Genomic DNA, 21,300 nt, shown 5'->3' on the forward strand with positions numbered 1-21,300 from the left:
TTATCCTCCTAATAAAACCAAAAATTATTACTTATTACCTATCAACTCTTTATTATTAAAGAAGCTATCTGATTCTTCTTTTACTTCTTTTCTAAGAAGTAAAACCCCAATCATATTTGTAGCTATTACTCCAGCTAAAGTAAAATCTAATAATACAATAATTTTACTTAAATCCATAGTCGATCCAACTATTATAAATAATAAATAAATAACTCTCATTATTTTAGAAAACTTACTTCCAAATAAATATTCTGCTTGTTTTTCTCCGTAGAATATAATAACTACTATAGTAGAAAATACAAACATAAGCATACAAAGAGTTATTATACCCCCGCCAAATGCATTACCAAATGTAGTCTGTATAGCTGCTGATGGCATTGCTGCCGCTTCACTAGCACCAAACTTATGCCAAACATCTGTAGTTAATACTAATAAAGCAGATAAACTACAAATCATTAGAGTAGAAACTATTACTTCAAATATTCCCCATAAGCCTTGTCTTGCTGGATGATCAGTTATCGCTGCACTATGTGCTATAGTAGAAGTACCCATTCCAGCTTCATTTGAATATGCTCCTCTTGCAGCTCCTGCTTTTATAGTTTGAACTACTGCAGCTCCTGCAAAACCGCCAAATCCTGCTTGCGCTGTAAACGCTCCTTCAAATATTAATGCAAATGCCCTAGGTAATTGATCAATATTTATTATTATAACTATCAAAACCATTATCATATATATACTTGCCATTATAGGTACTAGCTTTTCAGATATTTTTCCTATTCTTTTTATTCCACCGTACACAATAAATCCTACAAATAGTATTAAAAAAGCACCCGATACGATAGGAGCTATATTTATAGTTGATGCACTCTGAACAAATGATGCTGTTTGTGTTGCTATGGATGGCGCTATTTCTATCATTAAGAAAAATGCGAATAAGGTACCTAGCCATGGCAATTTAGCTCCATCTCTTATGTAGTACATAGGCCCGCCTACGTATTCCCCATCTTCATTTTTAATTCTATACTTTATACCTAGTATTATTTCTGAGTATTTAAGGGAACAACCAAACAATGCAATTAACCACATCCAAAATACCGCTCCAGGTCCACCTGTAGCTATTGCTATAGGAACACCAACAATATTAGAAGCTCCTATAGTTGAAGCTAATGCTGACGTAGCTGCTTGAAATGGACTTATTGTTCCATCACCACTAGATTTGCTCAGTATTTTTCCAAATGTTTGTTTTAAGATAAAAGGGAATTTTGTAAATTGAAAAAATCTTAATGTAATTGTCATAATAATTCCCCCACCTACCAAGACTATTAAAACTGGATATGTCCATAACCAATTTGTTATGCTCTCCAATAAATTAAACATACAATCACTCCTAATAAATTATTTTTTCTACATATTCGCTTGTACTCGTTGACATTAGACCTCCGTAAGTTAGTAGAAATTCGACTTCATCCCCTACCCTATAGTCATTTTCTGATTCGCTTATATCTAATATCATGTGGTCTGAACTTGCTCCTAGTATTTCTATAGAAGTGTCTATTGGCATTAAAGAATCTGTATCTATATCTTGCTTACCAATTGCTACAATTGCTCTTTTTAAAATTCCTTTATCTTCGTAAACCGGCTTATTACCAAATGCATCAATTCCTATTTCCCCTACAGGTAATGATGGCTTTTCTTTACACTCAACTACTTCACATACAAGTTTAAACGCATCTTGGTATGCCCCTTCTATGCTTTTTCCATATGCGGTTTCTCTTCCAAGTACTATAGATTCTCCTACTCTAAGATTAGTTACACCTTTTGGCATGTTATCATTCATCATTAAATCTAATGAACTCGAATTTCCGCCAGATACTATTTCTAACTTCAACCCAAAGTCATTTTCTACCTTTTTTGCTATTTCAACTAATCTTCCTGTATTTATTGGAGATGGTATAATCGCACCGTAGCACGTTAAATTTGTTGCTATACCAACTATTTTAATATTTTTAAGTTTCTGAATATTTTTTATATTATTAAATAAATCCTCCTCATAATAATATCCTTCTCTTAGATCCCCTAAATCAAACATTAGAACTATATTGTGAATTATACTTTTACTTTCACATATTTCATTTAATGCCTTTATTGTTTTCAGTTCTGAATTAAAACTTATATCGCTATATTTTATAACATCTCCTAACTCACTTATCATTGGTATTCTAATTAGTATTTTAGGTAAATCTATATCTTTTAATTTTTTTAGATTATTTATTCTTGAATCTGCAATATAATCTATACCTTCTTCAACTAGCTTCTCTACTATTTCCTCTCTTGCGCAGAATGATTTAGTTACAAAAGCTAAACTTATATTTTTATCATGGCACATGTGAGAAATAATTTTAACATTGTGTTTTAATTTATTTATATCTATTTCTAATTTAGGGTACATAATTTTTTCTCCTCAAAATTTAAACTTTTTAGCATAAGTTTTAAAGATGCCTCTTCATATTTTTTAGATAAAACACCAATAGAGGCCATAATATAATCGTTGTCTATTAATATCTTTGTTTTTTCTTTTGGCAGCAGTAATTCATTATTCTTGTTGTACCTAGTTACATATTCTAAAATTTCAAATCTATTTGGAAGTCTAGTAAGTGCTCCACCAGTTCCGATTATATAGTTAACACCTGTTAAATCCTTACCTTCTGCTATTTTGCTTTTTCCATTAGTGCCATAAATGTTTCTTATTCTTCCTGCATGTCTTATAATAGCTTTTATAACAGCCTCTTTTGTTAATCTCTCAACAAACAAAATTTCTTCTTTTGATTTTGGTATTGGCGGATAATTCTCCATTATAGAATCTATATCTATTGATAGTTCTTCTTGTAAACTTTCTTTACCTATAACATCTACTATATTGTTCATATTTACATATACACCTAAATCCCCTTCTACACTTCTCTTTGAAATTGGTTCTGGATTTACTAGTATTTTGTTTATATAATCACTTCCTTCTGTTGCAGAATGGACATCCGTAGTTGCTCCACCCACATCTAATGTCAATAAATCACCAATGTTTCTATAAAGAAGTTTAGATGCCTCCATTACTGCACCAGGAGTTGGTGTTATATTCTCATTCACCATATCCTTTATATACTTCATTCCTGGAGCGGTAGTTATGTGTTCTTCAAATACGTCTTGAATAATTTTTCTTGTTGGCTCTATATTTAGTAAATCAATTTTTGGGTATACGTTTTCCGTTATATAAAGCTTGTAATTACTATCTTCAAATATTAATTTGATTTCTTCATGATTTTCCACATTTCCAGCATATATAACTGGTATTCCTAGATTTAAAGATGCAATCATTTCTGCATTATATATGGCAGTATCTCTTTCTCCATAATCCACTCCACCAGCTATTAAAATTATATTTGGTTTTATTTCTTTTATTTTTTTCAAATCAGTTCTTTTTATTTTTCCCGCTGTAACTTGCTTAATAACTGCTCCTGCCCCTAGAGCTGCTTCCTTTGCTGCTTTTGCCGTCATATCATAAACTAATCCATGAACAGTCATTTTTAATCCTCCAGCAGCGCTTGATGTTGCAAACATATCCTTATATTTAATTTCACCTACATTTAATTTACTCGCTAAATCTTTAATGGCACCTGATAAACCGTTTCTTACATCTCCACCTTCAAAAACTGTAGTAGGTGCTTGACCCTGACTTAAGAATTCAGGGTCTTCACCATTAATATTATTGAAAGCGTTTACAACTGTTGTTGTACTTCCTATTTCTGCAACTAGAACATCTATTTCTAATATGCTATTCGGCATTTTGATTCATTTCTCTTCTTTTTTCTACTAAGAAAGTAGCTACATTTATTCCTTTGCTGTTTCTTCCAAAACCTGCATCTACTCCTTGTTCAACGGCCATTTCAGGTGTTACTTGTGTTCCTCCACAAACAATCATTACTTTATCTCTTATACCTTTTTCTATACAATACTCATGTAACTTCTTCATATTTTTGTAATGTATATCATCATGACTTATTATTGTAGATGCCAAAATAGCATCAGCATTTAATTCTATTGCTGCATCTACTAGTTTTTCTACTGGCACTGAAGTTCCTAGATAATGACACTCTATACCATATTTTTCTATGCCACCATGTTTTATATCTATTATTTCTCTTAAACCAACTGAATGTTCATCTTCTCCCACTGTTGCTGCAACAATTTTCATAGGTTTTACATCTATGTCTTCTCTTATTTCTTCATCAGTTAGTACTTTTGGTTCTTCTGGTATAACTAAATCATTTATATCTATTTCAAATGGAACTTTACCTTTCATTTCAATTCTAGTACCTTCAGACTCATGCATAACTTCTCTACTTATAACTTCAATATCTTCTAAATTCATCTTTTTGCCAAATTCAAGCGCTGCAAATTCAGCTGTTCTTTTATCTGTTGGAAGCATCATTGTTATCATAACAATACCATCTGCACACCACTCCATCTCTGGCTTTATTTTTGTTCCAAGTCTATATCCTTCTGACTCTTTTAATCTTGTTTCCACATTATCAAAATCATCAAGTTCATCTATATATACTATTTTTTCTGGATTTTCAAAAGTAGAACCTCCTATTAATGAAGCCGGATTATCTATAGCATTTTCGTCATATTGAGCAACGTTATTATATCCAAAGTGAGCAGTTACAGGAGCGAAATAGTCTTCATCTCTTTCGTAAACAGTTCCTTCTCCAACTCCTCCTTTTATTTTTCTTGATATTCCATCTCCATTTCTTTCTGGATAATTTCCTGAATCAACAAAGAATCCTTGCTCAACAGCTTCAAAATATCCACCAGCTTCAATTATTTCTTCCATGTATAATACAGCTCTTTCTTTAATCTCTCTAGACTTATCTCTTAATTCCCCCACATTTTTAAGTTCTATCATATCCATAAGTCCATCCATACCAATTAAAGCTTGTTTAGCTGTATCACATGCTTCTATATTATAAATATGCCATGGAACATTTCTACCTTCGTCAGGAGTTATAGTTGATTGTACATCAGCTCTAGTTAATACTGATGTTAATAAGTTCAGCACATGAGTAACTGTTGCTTCTCTAGTAGATGAATCCATATATTTAGTATTCATTTGAGCTCTCATTTTATAGTCGCTGAAAAATTCTCTAAGTGCAACAGCGTAAGGTAAGTCAATTCTTAAACAAGGTGCAGGAGGAGCTGTTGGAGGAACTGTTGATAAACAAATATTAGATTTATCTATTCCTATTTTTTCAGAGAAAATTGAGTTTAAAGCATGTTGTACCATAAGTTCTGGCATTACCTTCCAAGCTTCTCTAGCAGTTGCATTGGCATTATGAGCTCCATCTATTTGAGCCATATTCGCAAAAGACATTATCTGTTTAGCTTCACAAGCATCAACAAAAGATCTTATCATATTTATATTTCTATATAAAACATTATATTGTGGATCTTGGTGTGCTCCATTTATACCTTCTTCAGCAAACATTACAGCCACTTCTGGCCCTGCAATACCACTTACATATGAATGATAATTAATAGGTCTTCCAACTTCTTCTTCTATAAAATCTAAGGCTTTTCTTTGAGCTCTAACTTGCTTTCTTGTTATTGGAACACCACCAATTCCTTGAGGGGTACCTTCTATAAGACCATCGAAGTGTGATTGTCCAGCAGTTCTTATAACCATTAAGTGATCCGCACCATGGTGAGCTGCCATTCTCATTCTTCTTATATCATCTTCAAATCTTCCTGATGCAATTTCAGTAGTTATAACAGGTACCGGTTGAGGATCTATATTATTAAAATATTTAGCTGATGGTAATGCAACACCGTCTGTTAGAGGTTTTGTAGCTTGCTTGTATTCAAATGGACCCATCTCAAGATTTTCTACATGTTCTCTCCATGTCCATCCTCTTCTTTTGGGTCTATATTTATCTAGATCTTTAAGAATATAATCTATATCTAATTTTTTATTTTCTTTTAGCATTCTACTGTTTCCCCCTCTCCAGTTACTTCCATAGTTGATTTTTCATTATTATGAAATAAATCTACTACTTCATCCCAACATTCACCATTTATTAACATTAATCCTGCTTCTCTAACTGTTATACCTTTGTTTGTTGCTAATTTATAAACTACATGACCAGCACCTTTTCCTATTAATCCTCTTTCCATAACCCCCTCTAATATTGGTTTTACTTCAAGAGAAGAAAATCCCATTCTAAGTAAAATAGATCTTTCTATTGATGGTGTTGTATTTTTTCTACCTAGTTCTACCATTGGCTCAACTATTTGACTTGCTAATTGCCAGAATCTATCTTTTAATTGTTGATCACTTAGTTCTTGAAGATGTTTTCTTCTAACTTCAAAATCATCTTGTCTTTTTTGCATATATATCCCCCTCATTTATTTACCACTATAACTATGGCTTTCACCTATTTATATTTATATTTATTTAATAAATCTTATTTCAAATTATCCAAAACTTCTATTACAAACTCCCTAGAGCTTTTTGTCTCTCTCATTAGAAATTCGATATCTTCATTACTTAAATTATTAACATCACCTATTTTATTGTTTAATACACAATTTTTTATATAAGATTTTCTTATTTTGTTCATATCAACATCTACACATTTTAATAACTCTGGACCTTGTGGTAGTATTAAATTTTCACCAGCTATTTCATCTTTTGGATTACCAAATTCTATTTCTATTCCGTTTTCTTTGGCAAAAGTAAGTTGAGGATTAATATGTTTTCCTGCTCCAGTGTATTCAGTTTCTTGAACTACGATAATTTTATCCTCATCTAATTCTTGCGCTAAGGAGAATGCTGCTGTTAAAGATGTATTTCCTGCAGGACCTCTTTCAATACCTTCCAACTGTGCCAACAACTCAGTTATATAAAATACTTCTCCTTGTTTAACTAACACATATCTATCCATATATCTAAGTGGTCTAGCTGCTGATCTAGGAACATCAGATCTATCTGGCCATGTACAAAATGGAATTCCAAAACCTGTATGTCCTGTAGTAAAGGATTTTCTATTGAATTGACTATCGCTAGCCATATGTAATCCTTTTAAGTCAACGCTAGCTCCTACAACTTGAGTATTTAATGAATTTGCTTTTATTAAACCTCTGGCTGTACCTGTAAGATTACCACCACCTGCATTAGTACAAACAACAACATCAGGATTCTTGCCATATCTTTGCTTAAATTGAGCAGACAATTCATCTCCTAAAGTTTCAACACCTGCTATACCAAATGGAGAATATAAAGAAGCGTTAAAGTACCCTGTTTCCTCCAGTAAAACTAAAAATGTATAAAATAACTCTGGCCCAACTGTTAATTGAACAACTTCTGCACCATAAGCCTCACATTTTCTTGCTTTTTCTATAATTTCTGGCTGACCTACTCCATTAGAATCATAACATTCTTGAACTATTATACATTTTAATCCTTGCATAGCTGCTTGAGATGCTACAGCCGCACCATAATTACCACTAGTTGCTGCTATTACACCTTTGTATCCCATTTTTTTTGCATGATATACAGCAGTAGCTGCTCTTCTTGCTTTAAAACTACCAGAAGCGTTCATCGCCTCATCTTTTATGAAAATTCTAGCTCCTTTTCCTTTTGGAGCACATTTTCTTGCTAACTTAGTTAAATTTTTAAGTTCTATTATGGGAGTGTTTCCTACTGCATATTGTGATTGAATAGATTCTATTTCTTCCAATGTATATCCAGTTTCACTCATCATTTTTTCATAATCAAATCCAATGCCATCTTCTTCAAAGGAAGAGTAATCTAATCCTATAGCATTTTTCATTATTTCATTTTTTCTTCCCATAACAGCTTCATAACTCATATTTTTTTCTAAAACACTACTACTCATTATCCTCACCTCCAAATAATATTTTCTTTGCTTGAATTCCTATTTGAAGTAACTCTGGTATGCACTTACCATAGTCATGAGTATAATATGGATTCACTTGAACTAAATTACCTTTCACAAGTCTTCCTGTTATAGTTTTTACTTCAACCAAATCCCCTACATTAGCATCTTTTTGTATAAATCCTTTAACCCACATTTCCAATGGCACTTTCTTAGTATCATCTGGAACTTGTGGAGCTCTTTCATCAGGAGTTAATACTAGGTTGTGTATGATAACCCAATCATTACATTTCGCATCCATTTTGTTCTCCCCCTTTGCCTACTATCTACTTTTTAAACTTCAATCCTTATATCTCTACTTTTACATCTTCTTCTAATTCAACTTCTATTTGATCTCTTACGTCACCCATTATTGCTCTTGGTACTGGTATATCTAACATAGTTTTTAGACCTGGTCTTGCATTTATTATTAGAGGTATAGAGTTTACTATCATTGCATATGTTCCTATGCCTCCAGGTATTTCAGGATTTATTTGTAAATCTATATTTGGTATTCCTTTTATTGATATATAGTCTCCTGTTTTAGTTCCTTCAGCTTCTGGTATTATTTGTTGTGGATGTTCCATTTCTACTAAAACTTCTCCATTTACATATCCGTATCCGCATTGTCTACAACCAGCAACATTTCCTGCTAAAGCTTCTCCATATTTAGATTTTCTGTCTATTGTAGTCATTATTGGCTCTTTTGTTTGTTCTATTTTATCTAACTTCCATCCTAATCCATCTGTAATCATATTTATTGATTCCACAAAACCAACATGACCTGCTATTGTGTCATTTTCTACACCTTTTAAGAACTCTTCTTTAGTTACACCTACTCCTTGTTCTACCATAACTGCTTTTCCAAATGGAGATAAATCATTTACTCTTTTAGCACTTATACTATCAACTTCTTCGCAAGTTCCTGATAAAGCTAAAACTAATAAATCTAATACAAATCCTGGATTTATACCTGTTCCTAAAACACTTACACCATTCTCTTTAGCAACTTCATCCATTTTTTTAGCTAAGTCTGGATCATCAGCTTGTGGATATGCCATTTGCTCAGCAGTAGAAATAACATTTATTTTTTTCTCTAATAAATAAATTATTTTATCAAAAGCCTTTTTTGTAAAAGAATCAGTTGCTAATAAAACAACATCACAACCTCCTTCTGGGAAAGCTTCTTCATAATTACCATTTATAATAACTTCGTTTCTGTTTCCTCTTTCTATTTCTAAAACATCATACATGCTTTTACCTGCAGTACTTCTGCTGCAAACTGATACTATTTCCATACCTTCTTTTTTTAATATCATATTTGCCATTCCTGTTCCCATTGCTCCAAATCCCCAAATTCCTATTCTTACTTTTCTCATTATTACATCCTCCTAAATAAGTTGTTTTAATTTTCTTACAATTTTATAAAGCATAAATTATGCCAACTCTAGATTATCAATCTTAATTTCTTATCAAACCTTGTATTTAACTCATATATTTATTTTTTTCTCTTAGCCTTTTTTCCTAATTGATTTTTTGAAACAAAAAAAGAGCAAAAAGTTTTGCTCTTACGCAAATTTTTTTGCTCTTTTTATTTATTAAAATTTTTTATATTGTACTTTTTCATTTTATACTGCAAATTTTGCCTATTTATTCCCAAAATAGCTGCTGCTTTACTAACATTATATCCCGTTTTTTCTAAAGATTCTATTATATATCCTTCTTCTATATCTCCTATAATATGATCTAATGTTTTGTATTCTAAGTCGTCCAAAGAATAGTCATCATTTATTTTTTTTTCTTTTAAATGATAATAGTCATTTAAATGAATCATTTCAGGAACTATATTTTTTTCATTGTCCATCATACTCATAGTAGAATATATTACATTTTCTAATTCCCTTACATTTCCTTGCCAGGTATGTTTTTTTAAATAATTAATACTATCATAAGAAATACCTTTTACATTCTTATTCAATTTTTTATTATATTTTTTAATAAACATATCACAAAGTAATGATATATCTTCTTTTCTCTCTCGTAATGGTGGTATTTCTATATTTATTACATTTAGTCTGTAGTATAAATCTCTTCTTATTTTATTTTCATTTAATATTTCAGTTGGACTTTCATTAGTTGTTGCTATAACTCTAACATCAACAGGAATGTTATTTGTTCCCCCAACTCTTCTAACATAGCCTTCCTGTAGTACTCTAAGTAGCTTTGCTTGTAGCGTCATCGGCATTGAATTTATTTCATCTAATAATAAAGTTCCTTTGTTAGCTTGTTCAAACAAACCAGGTCTATCGACTGCTCCTGTAAATCCTCCTTTTATCGTTCCAAAAAGGATTCCTTCAAATAAAGATTCTGGTAATGCTGCACAATTTTGTGCTATAAAAGGATGCTCATTTCTATTACTATCATAATGTATAGATTGGCTAATTAATTCTTTCCCAGTTCCAGTTTCTCCATATATAAAAACTGATGCATCAGACTTGCTTGCTTTCTCACACTTTTTAATAGAGGCTTTCATCAACTTACTGTTTCCTATGATGTCTTCAAACTTATATCTTCCTCCTGATTTATTTTCTTTATTTGTTAAATTATTTTTTAAGTTTGTTACTTGTTCAGATAAAGTTTCTATTGTTGTAATATCCTTTGATATTTCTAAAGCACCTATGAAATCATTTCCATTTATAATTGGGATTGTAGTATTTAATGTAGTTATTTCTTTTCCATTTTTATCAACATACCTTTGCATATTATTTTCTATGGTCTTTTTTTTATTTAATACCTCTAATAATGTGCTATTTTTTATATTCATTTCATCAACAATATCCATAAATGACTTACTCATTACATAAGTTTTACTCATTTTTTCTATTTTTTCCATGCAGTCATTATAGATTATTGTTTTACCCTTATTGTCTATAAAATGTATCCCCTCATCAATATTTATTAATATTTCCCTCATTAATATTTCATATAGTTCTAAATTCAATAACTCCCCCTCCAAAATAACTGACTTAATTATGAATTTTATTATTCTTACATAAGATCATTTATTTCTTTTATGTAATTTATCACCGCCCCATTGAGCTCTTCTTGAAATACCTTATTTTCATCAAATGGTACTTCATCACTATTACTCATATAGACATTTGAAATTAATTTAGTATTTATACACTTAAAGAATAAATCCATTACAAGTTGCCCACCTAAAAATTGATTTTCATATTTAGGTTGACCTCCTACAGCTATAAACATTCCTCTACGTTCTTTTTTTACATCTATAGACGGTTTCTTTAGTATATATTTACTTGAGTAAAATACCTGAGTTCTATCTACTAATGTTTTCACCTTTGTAGAAATACTTTGGAAAAACATAGGACTTACCACAATAGTTCCTATAGATTTGTCAAAGTCTTCATATAGCGGGGTCATGTCATCTTTTATAACACATTTTCCAGTTCTTTCACAATATCCACAAGCCGTGCAGTAGTCTATATCCATTTTATAAATATTTAATACTTCGTAGTTAATCTTGTTTTCTTCTAACTTTTTAGTTATATTTTCAATTATTTTACTACAGTTTTTACTTCTTCTTGGACTACCATTAACAATTAAAACTTTATTTTGTTTATTCATAACCCCTCCTAAATATTTTTTAACATTAAAATTAAAATATCATCATCAAAATTATCATTTCCAGTAAATTTTTCTGCTTCTTTTTTAAAGTTTTCCACAATTTTGTTCTTATTATTTTTATAGTTATTTTTTATAAAACTCTTCAACCTATCGATACCAAACTCTTCCTTATAATTATTTTTAATTTCTAATATACCATCTGTAAACATAAATATCATCGGATAATTTTCTACACTAAATGTATTACTGTGATATTCGCCCTCAGGCAATACACCTATAGGAATTCCTTTTTTACAATTAATACTTTCCACTACTTCTCCATTTTCATAAATAATTATAGGACTATAATGTCCTGCATTAGAAACAGATAATATATTTCTTTCTGTGTCAAACACATTTATTAAAGCTGTAGCAAATACACCCATTTTATCAAACTCTTCATATAATATTTTATTTAGGTGAGTTGCTATTTCTCCAGGTGTTTTATACTGATAGCATAATGTTTTAAAAGCACCTTTAATCATGGCAACCATATAGTTAGCCACTATACCATGTCCCATAACATCTGCAATAATATAAGCCACCCTTTTATCATCAATTTTGTGCGCATAGTAAAAGTCTCCACCTACAACTGTCGCAGGTCTATGATAAAATTCCAATTCTTTCTTATTGTTACATTCCATCTTACTATCGTTCATTATAAGTTTTTGTTGTTTATTAAGAATATTCAATTCTTTGGCAATTAACTTATGCTTTACATTTTTTTCACTATAGTCATAAAGTTGCATAGCAACTGCAACCTGTTTAGATAATATACTTAATATATTTAAATCATCATCTTCGTATTTTTTTCCATCTGTACATAAAATCACACCAATAGGCTCCGATTCATTAGACAATTTATAAAAAATATATGTATCCACATCTAAGTTTATTTCCCTCGATTTTTCTCTATTATTTACATACTGGCCTTGAACACTTTTTGATAAAAGCAAATTAACCGTATCTTCAATATTAGAATCTCTTTCATCCAGTTTACAATAAGATCTAAATATTTTATTTTTGCAATTATTCTTGTCTATTAATATAACTGAATCTTGGCTCTTTGTAGTTTTTTTAGCTATCTCGCTTAAATCTACTAAGAACTCATCTATATTTTTATTTTGATGAAGTTTTCTAGTAGCTTCACTTATCAACTCTAAAGAACTTCTAAGTTTATCAATTACAAAATTCTTTTGACTATTTTTTTCTGTTATTTCTATAGATAAAGCTATTAAAGATGCAATAGAAGACACAAAGTCTATATCCTCATCTTTTAAAATATCACCTTCATCTAAGAAACAAGTCATAAATCCTACTGCTTTTTTATTATATATTAAAGGAAATACAATTCTTCCTGTATATTTTTCATGTCTTGCTAAATCTCTTTCCTTTATAGCGCTTTCATCTTCAAATACATTTTTTATATAAATTATTTTCTTAAATTCTACTGCGTCATGAATATAATCAGGATAATCTTCATAAAAATCAAACTTCACACCTTTAGCTTCATCTGGTTTAAAAGTTTCTCTTATGTATCCTAAGCTATTTGAACATACCAAATAAGCATGCTTATAGTCATCATTATAAAATAAGTTGACACAAGCTTTTCTAGGAAAAACAACTTCAAGCATTTTTTCTATTATTTTGTCCTTTATATCAAAAAAATTAGTAGATTCTGTAACCAATGAAGATATCTCTACTAAATTTTTCATTTTCATACTAATATCGGTCATAAGTATACACCCTTCCCTCCTATAAGATTTCCTTTTTTCTAAAACTTATTGTAACATAATATTATTTATTTATATAGATATATTACCTTTTTACATCTTTGGGGAATAAAGATATATTACTATTTAAATCTAGTATTTCTGTAGCAATTCCTTTGTCACTTGGAATAAATGTCAAATTAATTTTAAAATTTTCGATATACACATTGTTAATCATATTGATTTTGAATCTTAATAGAAATTCTAAATTACCAACTCTTTTTAAATTGTCTATATCATTATAATTTGTGTGAAATCCATTAAGAGTATCAATAACTGGTATTATATGTTCTCCTTCTTCTAAATAGATTTCCTGGGCAAACCATAGGTTTTCATTGCACTTAATATAACTTTGTTCTTTATTACATACCTGATACAAACATGGCAATATACTTAAAGTACAAGATTTTTTTACTTTTACTTTAATATTTCCACTTAAATTAACTATATAATTTCTTTTTAAAGGTATGGAATAATATACATTTTCCATAGTAATATAATTATTTGATTTTAGAATTTTGTATCCTTCTTCATCACTTTTATTTCAATTTAAAAATTTATTGAATGGTTGAGTATTTGCATAAATCTCCGTACTTTTTTCCAATTTAGAAAATTCAATTATAAAATTTCCTAAAAACTCCACATACTTACACATATCCTTATTATCTCTATCATTACCATGAAGGTTTTTCCTCCATTCAAGACAAAGAGCCGGTACTTTATATTTTTAACATACATATTTACTAAAAACAGGTGAGATAGAAGAACCAAAGATAGTTCTATTTTCCTTAGAATTGAATTTTTTAAGTGTTTCTATAAATTTTCCTAAATAATTATCTACAAATCTAGGATAATAAACTATTCTTTCTGCCTCTACAGATATAATATTGTGTAAGTCTATTAATCCTACTAAATTATCTTCAGAATATGTATCTTCTACTAATTTTTTTATGCTTTTCATTTCTAAAGGACTTTCACCCTTATAATAAATTTGACCTTTTTTAGACTTATAATTATTATACTCTTGCCACAAATAATCACTATTCCTATTTAGATCTACAGCATTATAATTATTTCTACGATTATTTTCAAACCCCCAAGGGTTTACACATGGAACAAGAATTAACCTTACTTTATTCTTAATATAATTTAAATCTTCATGGTTTAATTCATCTCCACATAGTAGTTCTAAAAATCTAGCTACACCAAAAAGGGGTATATTCATTTCCATGTATACCCGAAATTAAAATAATTGTTTTTTCGTATTTTATTGGTTTAAAATCATAGCTATAAATATTGTATTTATTTGATGAATCCCTACTCAATATTCTTTTGTGCACGTATTTATAATCTACTAGTTTATTTAATATAGCATCTAAAGATTTTTCATAATCTTTATTTAGAGGAATATCATAATCACCAAAATTAGTACTTTTTATATTTAGATTTATTTTTTGTATTTTACTCCCCTCTATAATATCCTATGTTATTATATAATCATTTTCATTGCAAATAAAAGTATTTATTTATAAAATTATCATTATATTTTTTATTGTTTAAACTCTTCGTATATATTTCTAATCGTATAGATAAATACAATTATAAAACTTATACCTATAAAATAATTAAATCCTGTAAGCACACTTATAATAAGAAGAGTTATTAATAAGTTAATGCCTCTCTTACCATTTTCATTTATAAAGTTGTTTGCTGATATTTCTATGTTATTTTTTGCATTTTCAATTACTTCTTTTACTTGCTTTTCATAACTGACTTTGTATACTAAATAAGTTACCTCTACTAACAATACTCCTACTCCAAGAAGCATTTTAACATTAAAGGATAAATAAAGTATGAACAGTGCTAAAATTATTTTTAATCCTTTAAATAAATAACTGTCTATTTTTAATGTAATATTTCTAAATTCTTTACATCCTTTTCTAAGCTCATAATCTTTATTTGGCATATTACTCATTTTAGTTTTTACTACTTCTGAGTAAAACAATTTAATTATGCTATTTATCATAACTTCACTTCCTTTTAATATATTTATTTTTATTATTGGTAAAATTTTGAATTTATATACTTTAAGGCTTAAATAATAATTTCACTACAAGTTTTAGAATAATATAATATTCTTATAAGTAAAAATTTGCTTAACTAATGTTTCATTCCTTAACATAAAAAAAGCCCTAAAAGGGCTTTTTTTATTACAAGTATTAAGTTGTGTCAATATTATGTTATTTTTGTACAAAAGTTTGACAAGATGCATCATTTGCATTTATTCTAACGTCATCTGCTGTACAGCATTGATTTTCGTTGTATTTGCAATTACAAGCTTCACATTTAATATTTTGTGGCTTTGTACATCCACAATCTGCAGAGTTAGTAAATCCATTATTAGCTATATCAACAAAAGAACTACAGCCTGTTTCGCTAGTAGTAATTGCTTCACGTCCTGCAACATTTATTGCTCCTGCTCTACATTCACAGCTTTCATTGTGTGCACAGTTAGTAGCATTACATTTTAAGTTTCTATTTTGCATAAATTACACCTCCTAAAGTTATCTACTTTATTATGTGCAAAGTTTAAAATATAATTATGTTCTCTTTAATTAATTGAGTCTATGTTATAATGAAATATTTTAATCTATTTCTTTATATGTTTTAATTTTCTGACAAAAAGTATGCAAATTTCAAATTTGGTAACAATAAAATATAAGAACTTATTTAAAATAGGAGTGGTCCCTTATGGAGATAAGAGAATTAGACTTAGAAACACGTAATAAGATTTATAGCCACACCAAAAGCATTTTGAGAAAATACCAAAAGGGGATAGTTACTGGTAAATTAACTGCCGATAAGTTTGCACAAAATCTCTTATGTGATGATTATATAAATCATATATTAAGCGAAGATTTATTAAACGAAGAAGATTTTAAGTCTTCTTACATAGAATACATAAATACTCTTATTGATATGCAAAATGAAAACTTAGCAACTTGTCGCAAAAGAAAAAAAGAAAAGAAAAAAATATTGCCACCCAACATTTCTCAAAAAGTAAAACTTAAAAATCTTTTATTAGATGAAGGCTATGATTTAATTATTCCCATACAATATCTAAATGGTAATGATATGGATAGCATAATTAAATATATTGAAACAGGAGATATAGAGTTAGGAAATGAAAGAATTTACAATTACATACGAAAAACTAATCTTAGTTAAAAAAAGCACTACTAAGCTAATTCTTAGTAGTGCTTTTAAAATTATAATTTCTGTTTATCCCATAGCTTTTTCTAACTTAGATAAATATTGTATAGGATAATATCTTAATAATTCTCTAAATTGTTCTACACTTAATCCTTCTGTAGTAGTATATATTCTTATTTTTCCATCTACATCCGCATTAATAAAGTCTTGTTTAATTTTGTTAAAATCTACTACTGCCATAATAACACTCCTTATGTATTTAATATTTTACATCTAGAGTTATTTTAACCAAGACATGTATTTTTATTTATTTTTTCTATGAAAACGGGAAAAAACCTAAATGTTCTAATAATATTTTAATACCCATTAATATTAAAATAGCTCCTCCTGCAAATTCTGCTTTTGATTTGTACTTTGTTCCAAATACATTTCCTATTTTAACACCTATGCCAGATAAAATAAAAGTAACTATTGCTATAAATGACACAGCTGGTATTATCTCTACTTGTAAAAATGCAAATGTTACACCTACTGCAAGAGCATCTATACTAGTGGCAATAGCAAGCATAACCATATTTTTGAATCCAAGTTGATTTATTTCTTCTTCTCCTACAGCTGCTTCTGTTAAATCTACAATTCCGCAATCTTCATCCTTTTCCATAGACTCTCTTATCATGTTTATTCCTATAAATGATAATAAAATAAATGCTATCCAATGATCTATGCTAGTTATATAGTCCTTAAATTGCACTCCTAATATAAATCCAATAAGAGGCATTCCTCCTTGAAACCCTCCAAAGTATAGACCTACTTTTCCACACTCTTTAAAAGTAACCTTTCTAAGAGATAATCCTTTACAAATAGATACTGCAAAAGCATCCATTGAAAGTCCTACTGCTAATATGAATAACTCAATTAAGCCCATATTTTTCCTTCCTTCCATTTATTAAAATTTCATTCTACTTTGATATATTCTTCCCAAAATTAACTCCATTAAGCCACAGTATGGGTTTTAAATTTCAGATACCCAACCATTTATCTTTACTTACTTCAAATAAAAAAAGACCCACCTATAGCCTTCGCTATAGATAAGTCTCATCATTCAAAACAAAGCCAGATAGTATAACTATCAGTATGTTGACTTTATTACACTAAAATATCAGTGCTAACTACTCCCTTATCAAAGTATTCTTTATTTTAATATATTTTATTTTATTAGTCAATATACTCTTTATTTTCTATTTCAAACAATTTTTATAATATATATGTTCATATTAAAATAAAGAGGTAAGTAAAAAGGAGTTTACTCCTTTTTACTTACCTCTACTTTTAACTATCTATTATTTTATATTTTCTAGTTATTGTTGACCTTTTCCAGCCATTTGTTGTTCTGCCATTTCAACAAGTTTTTTAGTCATGTATCCACCTACATAACCATTTTCTCTTGCTGTAAGATTTCCTTTATCTACTTGTTGATAGTTAGACATACCAAGTTCATTTGCTATCTCTAATTTCATTTGATTTAATGCTGCTTTTGCTTCTGGAACTACCTTTGTATTATTAGTGTTAGTTGCCATGTTATTACCTCTTTTCTTTTTTAATATTTGTTTCTAATACTATTATGTTACAATTGAGATTTAACATGTATGCAATTTTTGACAAAATTTTTAAGAATTGGTTCCAGCTAAATAAGCTGTTGAATAAGCTATTTGTAGATTAAATCCTCCAGTATATGCATCCACATCTATAATCTCTCCTGCAAAGAAAAGATTATTTATTATTTTAGATTCCATAGTACTCGCATTAATCTCACTTACTTTTATTCCACCAGAAGTAACTATAGCTTCTTCTATTGGCCTATATCTCTTTACAGTAAAAGTAAGATTTTTTAATAAATAAACTAAATTCAATCTTTGTTTCTTAGATATTTGATTTACTTTTAAATGTCTCGGTATTTCACTTAATTCAATTATTATTGGTATAAGTTTTTTAGGAAGTAAATCATCTAATGAATTTTCAAAGTTTTTGTTTGTATACTTTGCAAAATCTTTAATAATTCTTTTATCTAACTTTTCATCATCTAATGCTGGTTTTAAATCAAGGATAATTCTGTAATTTTCTTTACTAGTATCTTTCATTCTACAACTAGCAGATTTTATTATAGGTCCATCTAGACCATATTTTGTAAATTCCAATTCTCCAAAATCATCATATATTTTTTTATTTTTACTATTAATCACAGTGATAGCCACATTTCTAAGAGCTAATTTTTCTAAATCTTTAACAAAACCTTCTTGGACTTCAATACCAATTAAGGAAGGTTTTGGGTTTATTATTGTATGTCCTAAAGACTGTGCAAACTTATATCCATCACCTGTAGATCCAGTAAGAGGATAGCTCATGCCTCCCGTAGCCAGTATTACACTGTCACATTTTATTACCTCATTATTGTTATAAATGACTTTTTCTATTTTATTATCTTTTGCTATGATTTTATTAACCTTAGCGCTTAATATAATTTTTACTTTTTTATTTTTAACTTGTTTTTCTAAAGCTTTTACCACGTCTAATGCTTTATCACTTTCTGGGAATACTCTTTTCCCTCTTTCAGTTTTAGTTGCAAGCCCAAGGGAATTAAACATAGTTATTGCATCATAATTTGTAAATGTGTAAAAAGCACTATATAAAAATTTACCATTTGTAGGTACATTTTCTATCAATTCTTCAACATCACAATCATTAGTAATATTACATCTTCCCTTTCCTGTAATTAAAAGCTTTCTTCCTAATCTATGCTGCTTTTCTAAAAGTATAACATTGGCTCCATTATCAGCTGCAGTTGATGCTGCCATCATTCCAGCCGGACCTCCGCCTATAACCACTACTGTTTTCAAATAATCATCCTTTCCTCATAAATAGGGAAATTTATGCTAGCTTAAATAATTTAAATAACGCTGGAGCACCTGCTACACCCCAAAATACTACAATTGTATATTTTAAATATTTGATAATATTAATTATCTCTTCTGCTTTATTGACTATTAAATTATCTTGCACATAATTAAGCAATAAATAAACTGCTAATAATGATATTATCCCTACTATAAATCTAAGTATTTTTTTGCCTAAACCTTCATTTTTTGAAGATTTTTTAGCAAATATATTTTTTCTTCTAGTCTCACTTTCTGTACTAAAGTTAATAAAAGTATCTTCTACCATATAACCTAGTGCAAAACCTGTGAAAAGACCAAACATTTTGTATAAATCTTCTCCACCAATAAAATATGTGCAAATTCCAAATATTAACATCAATCCAACTAATATATAGTAGTTTTTACTATCATCTATATAGTCAAACAATTTTATAAATAATACACTTAAAACTATACCAAATCCCCATGCAACAATTACGTCCATTGGCCAATGAACACCTAAGTATAGTCTTGATATTCCTGCTCCTAAAATCATTAATATTCCTATAATATATATCCATGATTTTCTAAATAAATACATCGTAGAAGTCCAAAAAGTTGTAGCCGTTTGTGTATGTCCACTAGGGAAAGAATAACCTGTGGCTGTTTCTATTCTTAATGATTCTAATCCTTTTGTACCTATAGGTCTTGGCATTTTAACAAAATTTTTAACCCCTGCATTTATATTTAAACTTCCACAAAGAGCAAATAACGTTCTTTGCCCTGCTTTTTTATTTATACACCAATATATTATCCCTGTTAGTACAGTTATTACTGGCACTTCTGTGCATACAGTAAAGAATGTAAATACACCTGTAAGTAACTCATTTCTTATACTTTGTAAATACATTAATATGTCCAGTTGATATCCCATAATTTACCACCTTTCAATAAAATACTTCTTCTTTTCTATTTTACATAATTTTTAAAAATAAATATATATTTTTTGACAATAAATATAATATTTTGTTATTTTTCTTATAATTTACATTTTGAAATATGCTAAAAGGAGTATAAGATTCACTCTTATACTCCTTTTTTATTATGTTCTTATATATCTTCAACAATACCTATATAAGGAAGATTTCTATATTTTTCAGCGTAATCTATCCCATATCCAACTATAAATTTGTCTTCAATCACATATCCTACATAATCAACCTTAATATCTGATGTTCTTCTTTCTGGCTTGTCTAATAATGTACATAGTCTTAATGATTTTGGCTTTCTAGTTTTTAAAGCTGCAACTAATGAACTTAAAGTTAAACCTGAATCAATTATATCTTCAACTATTAATACATTTTTATTTTCTATATCTACATCTAAATCTTTTATTATTTTAACTGTACCTGATGAAGCAGTTGATGTTCCATAACTTGAAACAACCATAAAGTCCATTCTTACATCTAAATTTATCTCTCTTATTAAGTCAGCACAAAAAACACTAGCACCTTTTAATATTCCAACTACTAGTAACTCTTCTCCAGCATAATCTTTTTCTATTTGACTTGCTAGTTCTTTAACTTTATTTTTTATTTCTTCTGCTGAGTACAGAACTCCATTTAATTTATACATAATTTCCTCCCAGTAATGATGAATCATGTTTATTATAACATATATTTTGCCTTTTTCAAATATTTTCATTCGTGTTTTATGTCACATTTTTTT

Annotated in this window: 22 protein-coding genes; 1 reads left to right on the plus strand and 21 read right to left on the minus strand. The window is 29.0% G+C overall.

Annotated elements, in window-relative coordinates:
- Window positions 1-27: 27 nt before the first annotated feature.
- From K0039_RS15245 to K0039_RS15315, 15 genes are all read right to left on the minus strand, one after another.
- Window positions 28-1,377, minus strand: coding sequence for an alanine/glycine:cation symporter family protein (locus K0039_RS15245; protein ID WP_228105931.1), 1,350 nt, complete (start codon window positions 1,375-1,377; stop codon window positions 28-30).
- Window positions 1,378-1,387: 10 nt separating this feature from the next.
- Window positions 1,388-2,449: an ornithine racemase Orr gene (gene orr / locus K0039_RS15250; protein WP_228105932.1), complete on the minus strand. Its 1,062-nt coding sequence runs from the start codon at window positions 2,447-2,449 to the stop codon at window positions 1,388-1,390.
- Complete coding sequence (locus tag K0039_RS15255; protein WP_228105933.1) at window positions 2,434-3,837, minus strand: GlmL-related ornithine degradation protein; 1,404 nt, start codon at window positions 3,835-3,837, stop codon at window positions 2,434-2,436. Before K0039_RS15255 ends, orr begins: the two co-directional genes overlap by 16 nt.
- Window positions 3,827-6,037, minus strand: coding sequence for a D-ornithine 4,5-aminomutase subunit OraE (gene oraE, locus K0039_RS15260; RefSeq protein WP_228105934.1), 2,211 nt, complete (start codon window positions 6,035-6,037; stop codon window positions 3,827-3,829). Before oraE ends, K0039_RS15255 begins: the two co-directional genes overlap by 11 nt.
- On the minus strand, window positions 6,031-6,441 hold the full coding sequence (locus K0039_RS15265) for an ornithine aminomutase subunit alpha (RefSeq protein ID WP_228105935.1): 411 nt from the start codon (window positions 6,439-6,441) through the stop codon (window positions 6,031-6,033). Before K0039_RS15265 ends, oraE begins: the two co-directional genes overlap by 7 nt.
- 74 nt (window positions 6,442-6,515) lie before the next feature.
- Entirely contained in the window at window positions 6,516-7,949 is a 1,434-nt protein-coding gene (gene ortB / locus K0039_RS15270; protein ID WP_228105936.1) for a 2-amino-4-oxopentanoate thiolase subunit OrtB, read from the minus strand.
- Window positions 7,942-8,250, minus strand: coding sequence for a 2-amino-4-oxopentanoate thiolase subunit OrtA (ortA, locus tag K0039_RS15275; RefSeq protein WP_228105937.1), 309 nt, complete (start codon window positions 8,248-8,250; stop codon window positions 7,942-7,944). Before ortA ends, ortB begins: the two co-directional genes overlap by 8 nt.
- 46 nt (window positions 8,251-8,296) lie before the next feature.
- Entirely contained in the window at window positions 8,297-9,367 is a 1,071-nt protein-coding gene (gene ord, locus K0039_RS15280) for a 2,4-diaminopentanoate dehydrogenase (RefSeq protein WP_228105938.1), read from the minus strand.
- Window positions 9,368-9,579: 212 nt separating this feature from the next.
- Window positions 9,580-10,989 (minus strand): sigma-54 interaction domain-containing protein, encoded by a 1,410-nt coding sequence (locus tag K0039_RS15285; RefSeq protein WP_228105939.1) that lies wholly within the window; start codon window positions 10,987-10,989, stop codon window positions 9,580-9,582.
- A 47-nt stretch (window positions 10,990-11,036) separates the two neighbouring features.
- On the minus strand, window positions 11,037-11,636 hold the full coding sequence (locus tag K0039_RS15290; protein ID WP_228105940.1) for a flavodoxin family protein: 600 nt from the start codon (window positions 11,634-11,636) through the stop codon (window positions 11,037-11,039).
- Between the two features lie 8 nt (window positions 11,637-11,644).
- Window positions 11,645-13,411, minus strand: a complete 1,767-nt coding sequence (locus K0039_RS15295; protein ID WP_228105941.1) for a GAF domain-containing SpoIIE family protein phosphatase — start codon at window positions 13,409-13,411, stop codon at window positions 11,645-11,647.
- An 82-nt stretch (window positions 13,412-13,493) separates the two neighbouring features.
- Window positions 13,494-13,937, minus strand: coding sequence for a hypothetical protein (locus K0039_RS15300; protein ID WP_228105942.1), 444 nt, complete (start codon window positions 13,935-13,937; stop codon window positions 13,494-13,496).
- A 237-nt stretch (window positions 13,938-14,174) separates the two neighbouring features.
- Window positions 14,175-14,672 (minus strand): M14 family metallopeptidase, encoded by a 498-nt coding sequence (locus K0039_RS15305; protein WP_228105943.1) that lies wholly within the window; start codon window positions 14,670-14,672, stop codon window positions 14,175-14,177.
- 324 nt (window positions 14,673-14,996) lie between these two features.
- Entirely contained in the window at window positions 14,997-15,473 is a 477-nt protein-coding gene (locus K0039_RS15310; RefSeq protein WP_228105944.1) for a hypothetical protein, read from the minus strand.
- A 214-nt stretch (window positions 15,474-15,687) separates the two neighbouring features.
- On the minus strand, window positions 15,688-15,993 hold the full coding sequence (locus K0039_RS15315; RefSeq protein ID WP_228105945.1) for a DUF1540 domain-containing protein: 306 nt from the start codon (window positions 15,991-15,993) through the stop codon (window positions 15,688-15,690).
- 205 nt (window positions 15,994-16,198) lie between these two features.
- Between K0039_RS15315 and K0039_RS15320 the strand changes: the two genes are divergently transcribed.
- On the plus strand, window positions 16,199-16,675 hold the full coding sequence (locus tag K0039_RS15320; protein ID WP_228105946.1) for a hypothetical protein: 477 nt from the start codon (window positions 16,199-16,201) through the stop codon (window positions 16,673-16,675).
- Between the two features lie 54 nt (window positions 16,676-16,729).
- On the opposite strand, the gene K0039_RS15325 is transcribed toward K0039_RS15320, so the two are convergent.
- The 6 genes from K0039_RS15325 to hpt form a co-directional block, all read right to left on the minus strand.
- On the minus strand, window positions 16,730-16,900 hold the full coding sequence (locus tag K0039_RS15325) for a hypothetical protein (RefSeq protein WP_228105947.1): 171 nt from the start codon (window positions 16,898-16,900) through the stop codon (window positions 16,730-16,732).
- 76 nt (window positions 16,901-16,976) lie between these two features.
- Window positions 16,977-17,585 (minus strand): manganese efflux pump MntP, encoded by a 609-nt coding sequence (locus K0039_RS15330; RefSeq protein ID WP_228105948.1) that lies wholly within the window; start codon window positions 17,583-17,585, stop codon window positions 16,977-16,979.
- Between the two features lie 433 nt (window positions 17,586-18,018).
- Entirely contained in the window at window positions 18,019-18,237 is a 219-nt protein-coding gene (locus tag K0039_RS15335; RefSeq protein ID WP_228105949.1) for an alpha/beta-type small acid-soluble spore protein, read from the minus strand.
- Between the two features lie 90 nt (window positions 18,238-18,327).
- A complete protein-coding gene (locus K0039_RS15340; protein ID WP_228105950.1) occupies window positions 18,328-19,554 on the minus strand; it encodes a BaiN/RdsA family NAD(P)/FAD-dependent oxidoreductase in 1,227 nt (408 codons plus the stop codon).
- 31 nt (window positions 19,555-19,585) lie between these two features.
- A complete protein-coding gene (locus K0039_RS15345) occupies window positions 19,586-20,506 on the minus strand; it encodes a phosphatase PAP2 family protein (RefSeq protein WP_228105951.1) in 921 nt (306 codons plus the stop codon).
- Between the two features lie 176 nt (window positions 20,507-20,682).
- Window positions 20,683-21,207: a hypoxanthine phosphoribosyltransferase gene (gene hpt, locus K0039_RS15350; protein WP_228105952.1), complete on the minus strand. Its 525-nt coding sequence runs from the start codon at window positions 21,205-21,207 to the stop codon at window positions 20,683-20,685.
- Window positions 21,208-21,300 lie beyond the last annotated feature (93 nt).

It is taken from the genome of Terrisporobacter mayombei (assembly GCF_020748465.1).
Lineage (GTDB): Bacteria > Bacillota > Clostridia > Peptostreptococcales > Peptostreptococcaceae > Terrisporobacter > Terrisporobacter mayombei.

Bases quoted from the DNA above. Each gene is read 5' to 3' on its own strand.
- K0039_RS15245 (WP_228105931.1), bottom strand. From the start codon at position 1,377: ATGTTTAATTTATTGGAGAGCATAACAAATTGGTTATGGACATATCCA.
- orr (WP_228105932.1), bottom strand. From the start codon at position 2,449: ATGTACCCTAAATTAGAAATAGATATAAATAAATTAAAACACAATGTT.
- K0039_RS15255 (WP_228105933.1), bottom strand. From the start codon at position 3,837: ATGCCGAATAGCATATTAGAAATAGATGTTCTAGTTGCAGAAATAGGA.
- oraE (WP_228105934.1), bottom strand. From the start codon at position 6,037: ATGCTAAAAGAAAATAAAAAATTAGATATAGATTATATTCTTAAAGAT.
- K0039_RS15265 (WP_228105935.1), bottom strand. From the start codon at position 6,441: ATGCAAAAAAGACAAGATGATTTTGAAGTTAGAAGAAAACATCTTCAA.
- ortB (WP_228105936.1), bottom strand. From the start codon at position 7,949: ATGAGTAGTAGTGTTTTAGAAAAAAATATGAGTTATGAAGCTGTTATG.
- ortA (WP_228105937.1), bottom strand. From the start codon at position 8,250: ATGGATGCGAAATGTAATGATTGGGTTATCATACACAACCTAGTATTA.
- ord (WP_228105938.1), bottom strand. From the start codon at position 9,367: ATGAGAAAAGTAAGAATAGGAATTTGGGGATTTGGAGCAATGGGAACA.
- K0039_RS15290 (WP_228105940.1), bottom strand. From the start codon at position 11,636: ATGAATAAACAAAATAAAGTTTTAATTGTTAATGGTAGTCCAAGAAGA.
- K0039_RS15295 (WP_228105941.1), bottom strand. From the start codon at position 13,411: ATGACCGATATTAGTATGAAAATGAAAAATTTAGTAGAGATATCTTCA.
- K0039_RS15300 (WP_228105942.1), bottom strand. From the start codon at position 13,937: ATGGAAAATGTATATTATTCCATACCTTTAAAAAGAAATTATATAGTT.
- K0039_RS15305 (WP_228105943.1), bottom strand. From the start codon at position 14,672: ATGAATATACCCCTTTTTGGTGTAGCTAGATTTTTAGAACTACTATGT.
- K0039_RS15310 (WP_228105944.1), bottom strand. From the start codon at position 15,473: ATGATAAATAGCATAATTAAATTGTTTTACTCAGAAGTAGTAAAAACT.
- K0039_RS15315 (WP_228105945.1), bottom strand. From the start codon at position 15,993: ATGCAAAATAGAAACTTAAAATGTAATGCTACTAACTGTGCACACAAT.
- K0039_RS15320 (WP_228105946.1), top strand. From the start codon at position 16,199: ATGGAGATAAGAGAATTAGACTTAGAAACACGTAATAAGATTTATAGC.
- K0039_RS15325 (WP_228105947.1), bottom strand. From the start codon at position 16,900: ATGGCAGTAGTAGATTTTAACAAAATTAAACAAGACTTTATTAATGCG.
- K0039_RS15330 (WP_228105948.1), bottom strand. From the start codon at position 17,585: ATGGGCTTAATTGAGTTATTCATATTAGCAGTAGGACTTTCAATGGAT.
- K0039_RS15335 (WP_228105949.1), bottom strand. From the start codon at position 18,237: ATGGCAACTAACACTAATAATACAAAGGTAGTTCCAGAAGCAAAAGCA.
- K0039_RS15345 (WP_228105951.1), bottom strand. From the start codon at position 20,506: ATGGGATATCAACTGGACATATTAATGTATTTACAAAGTATAAGAAAT.
- hpt (WP_228105952.1), bottom strand. From the start codon at position 21,207: ATGTATAAATTAAATGGAGTTCTGTACTCAGCAGAAGAAATAAAAAAT.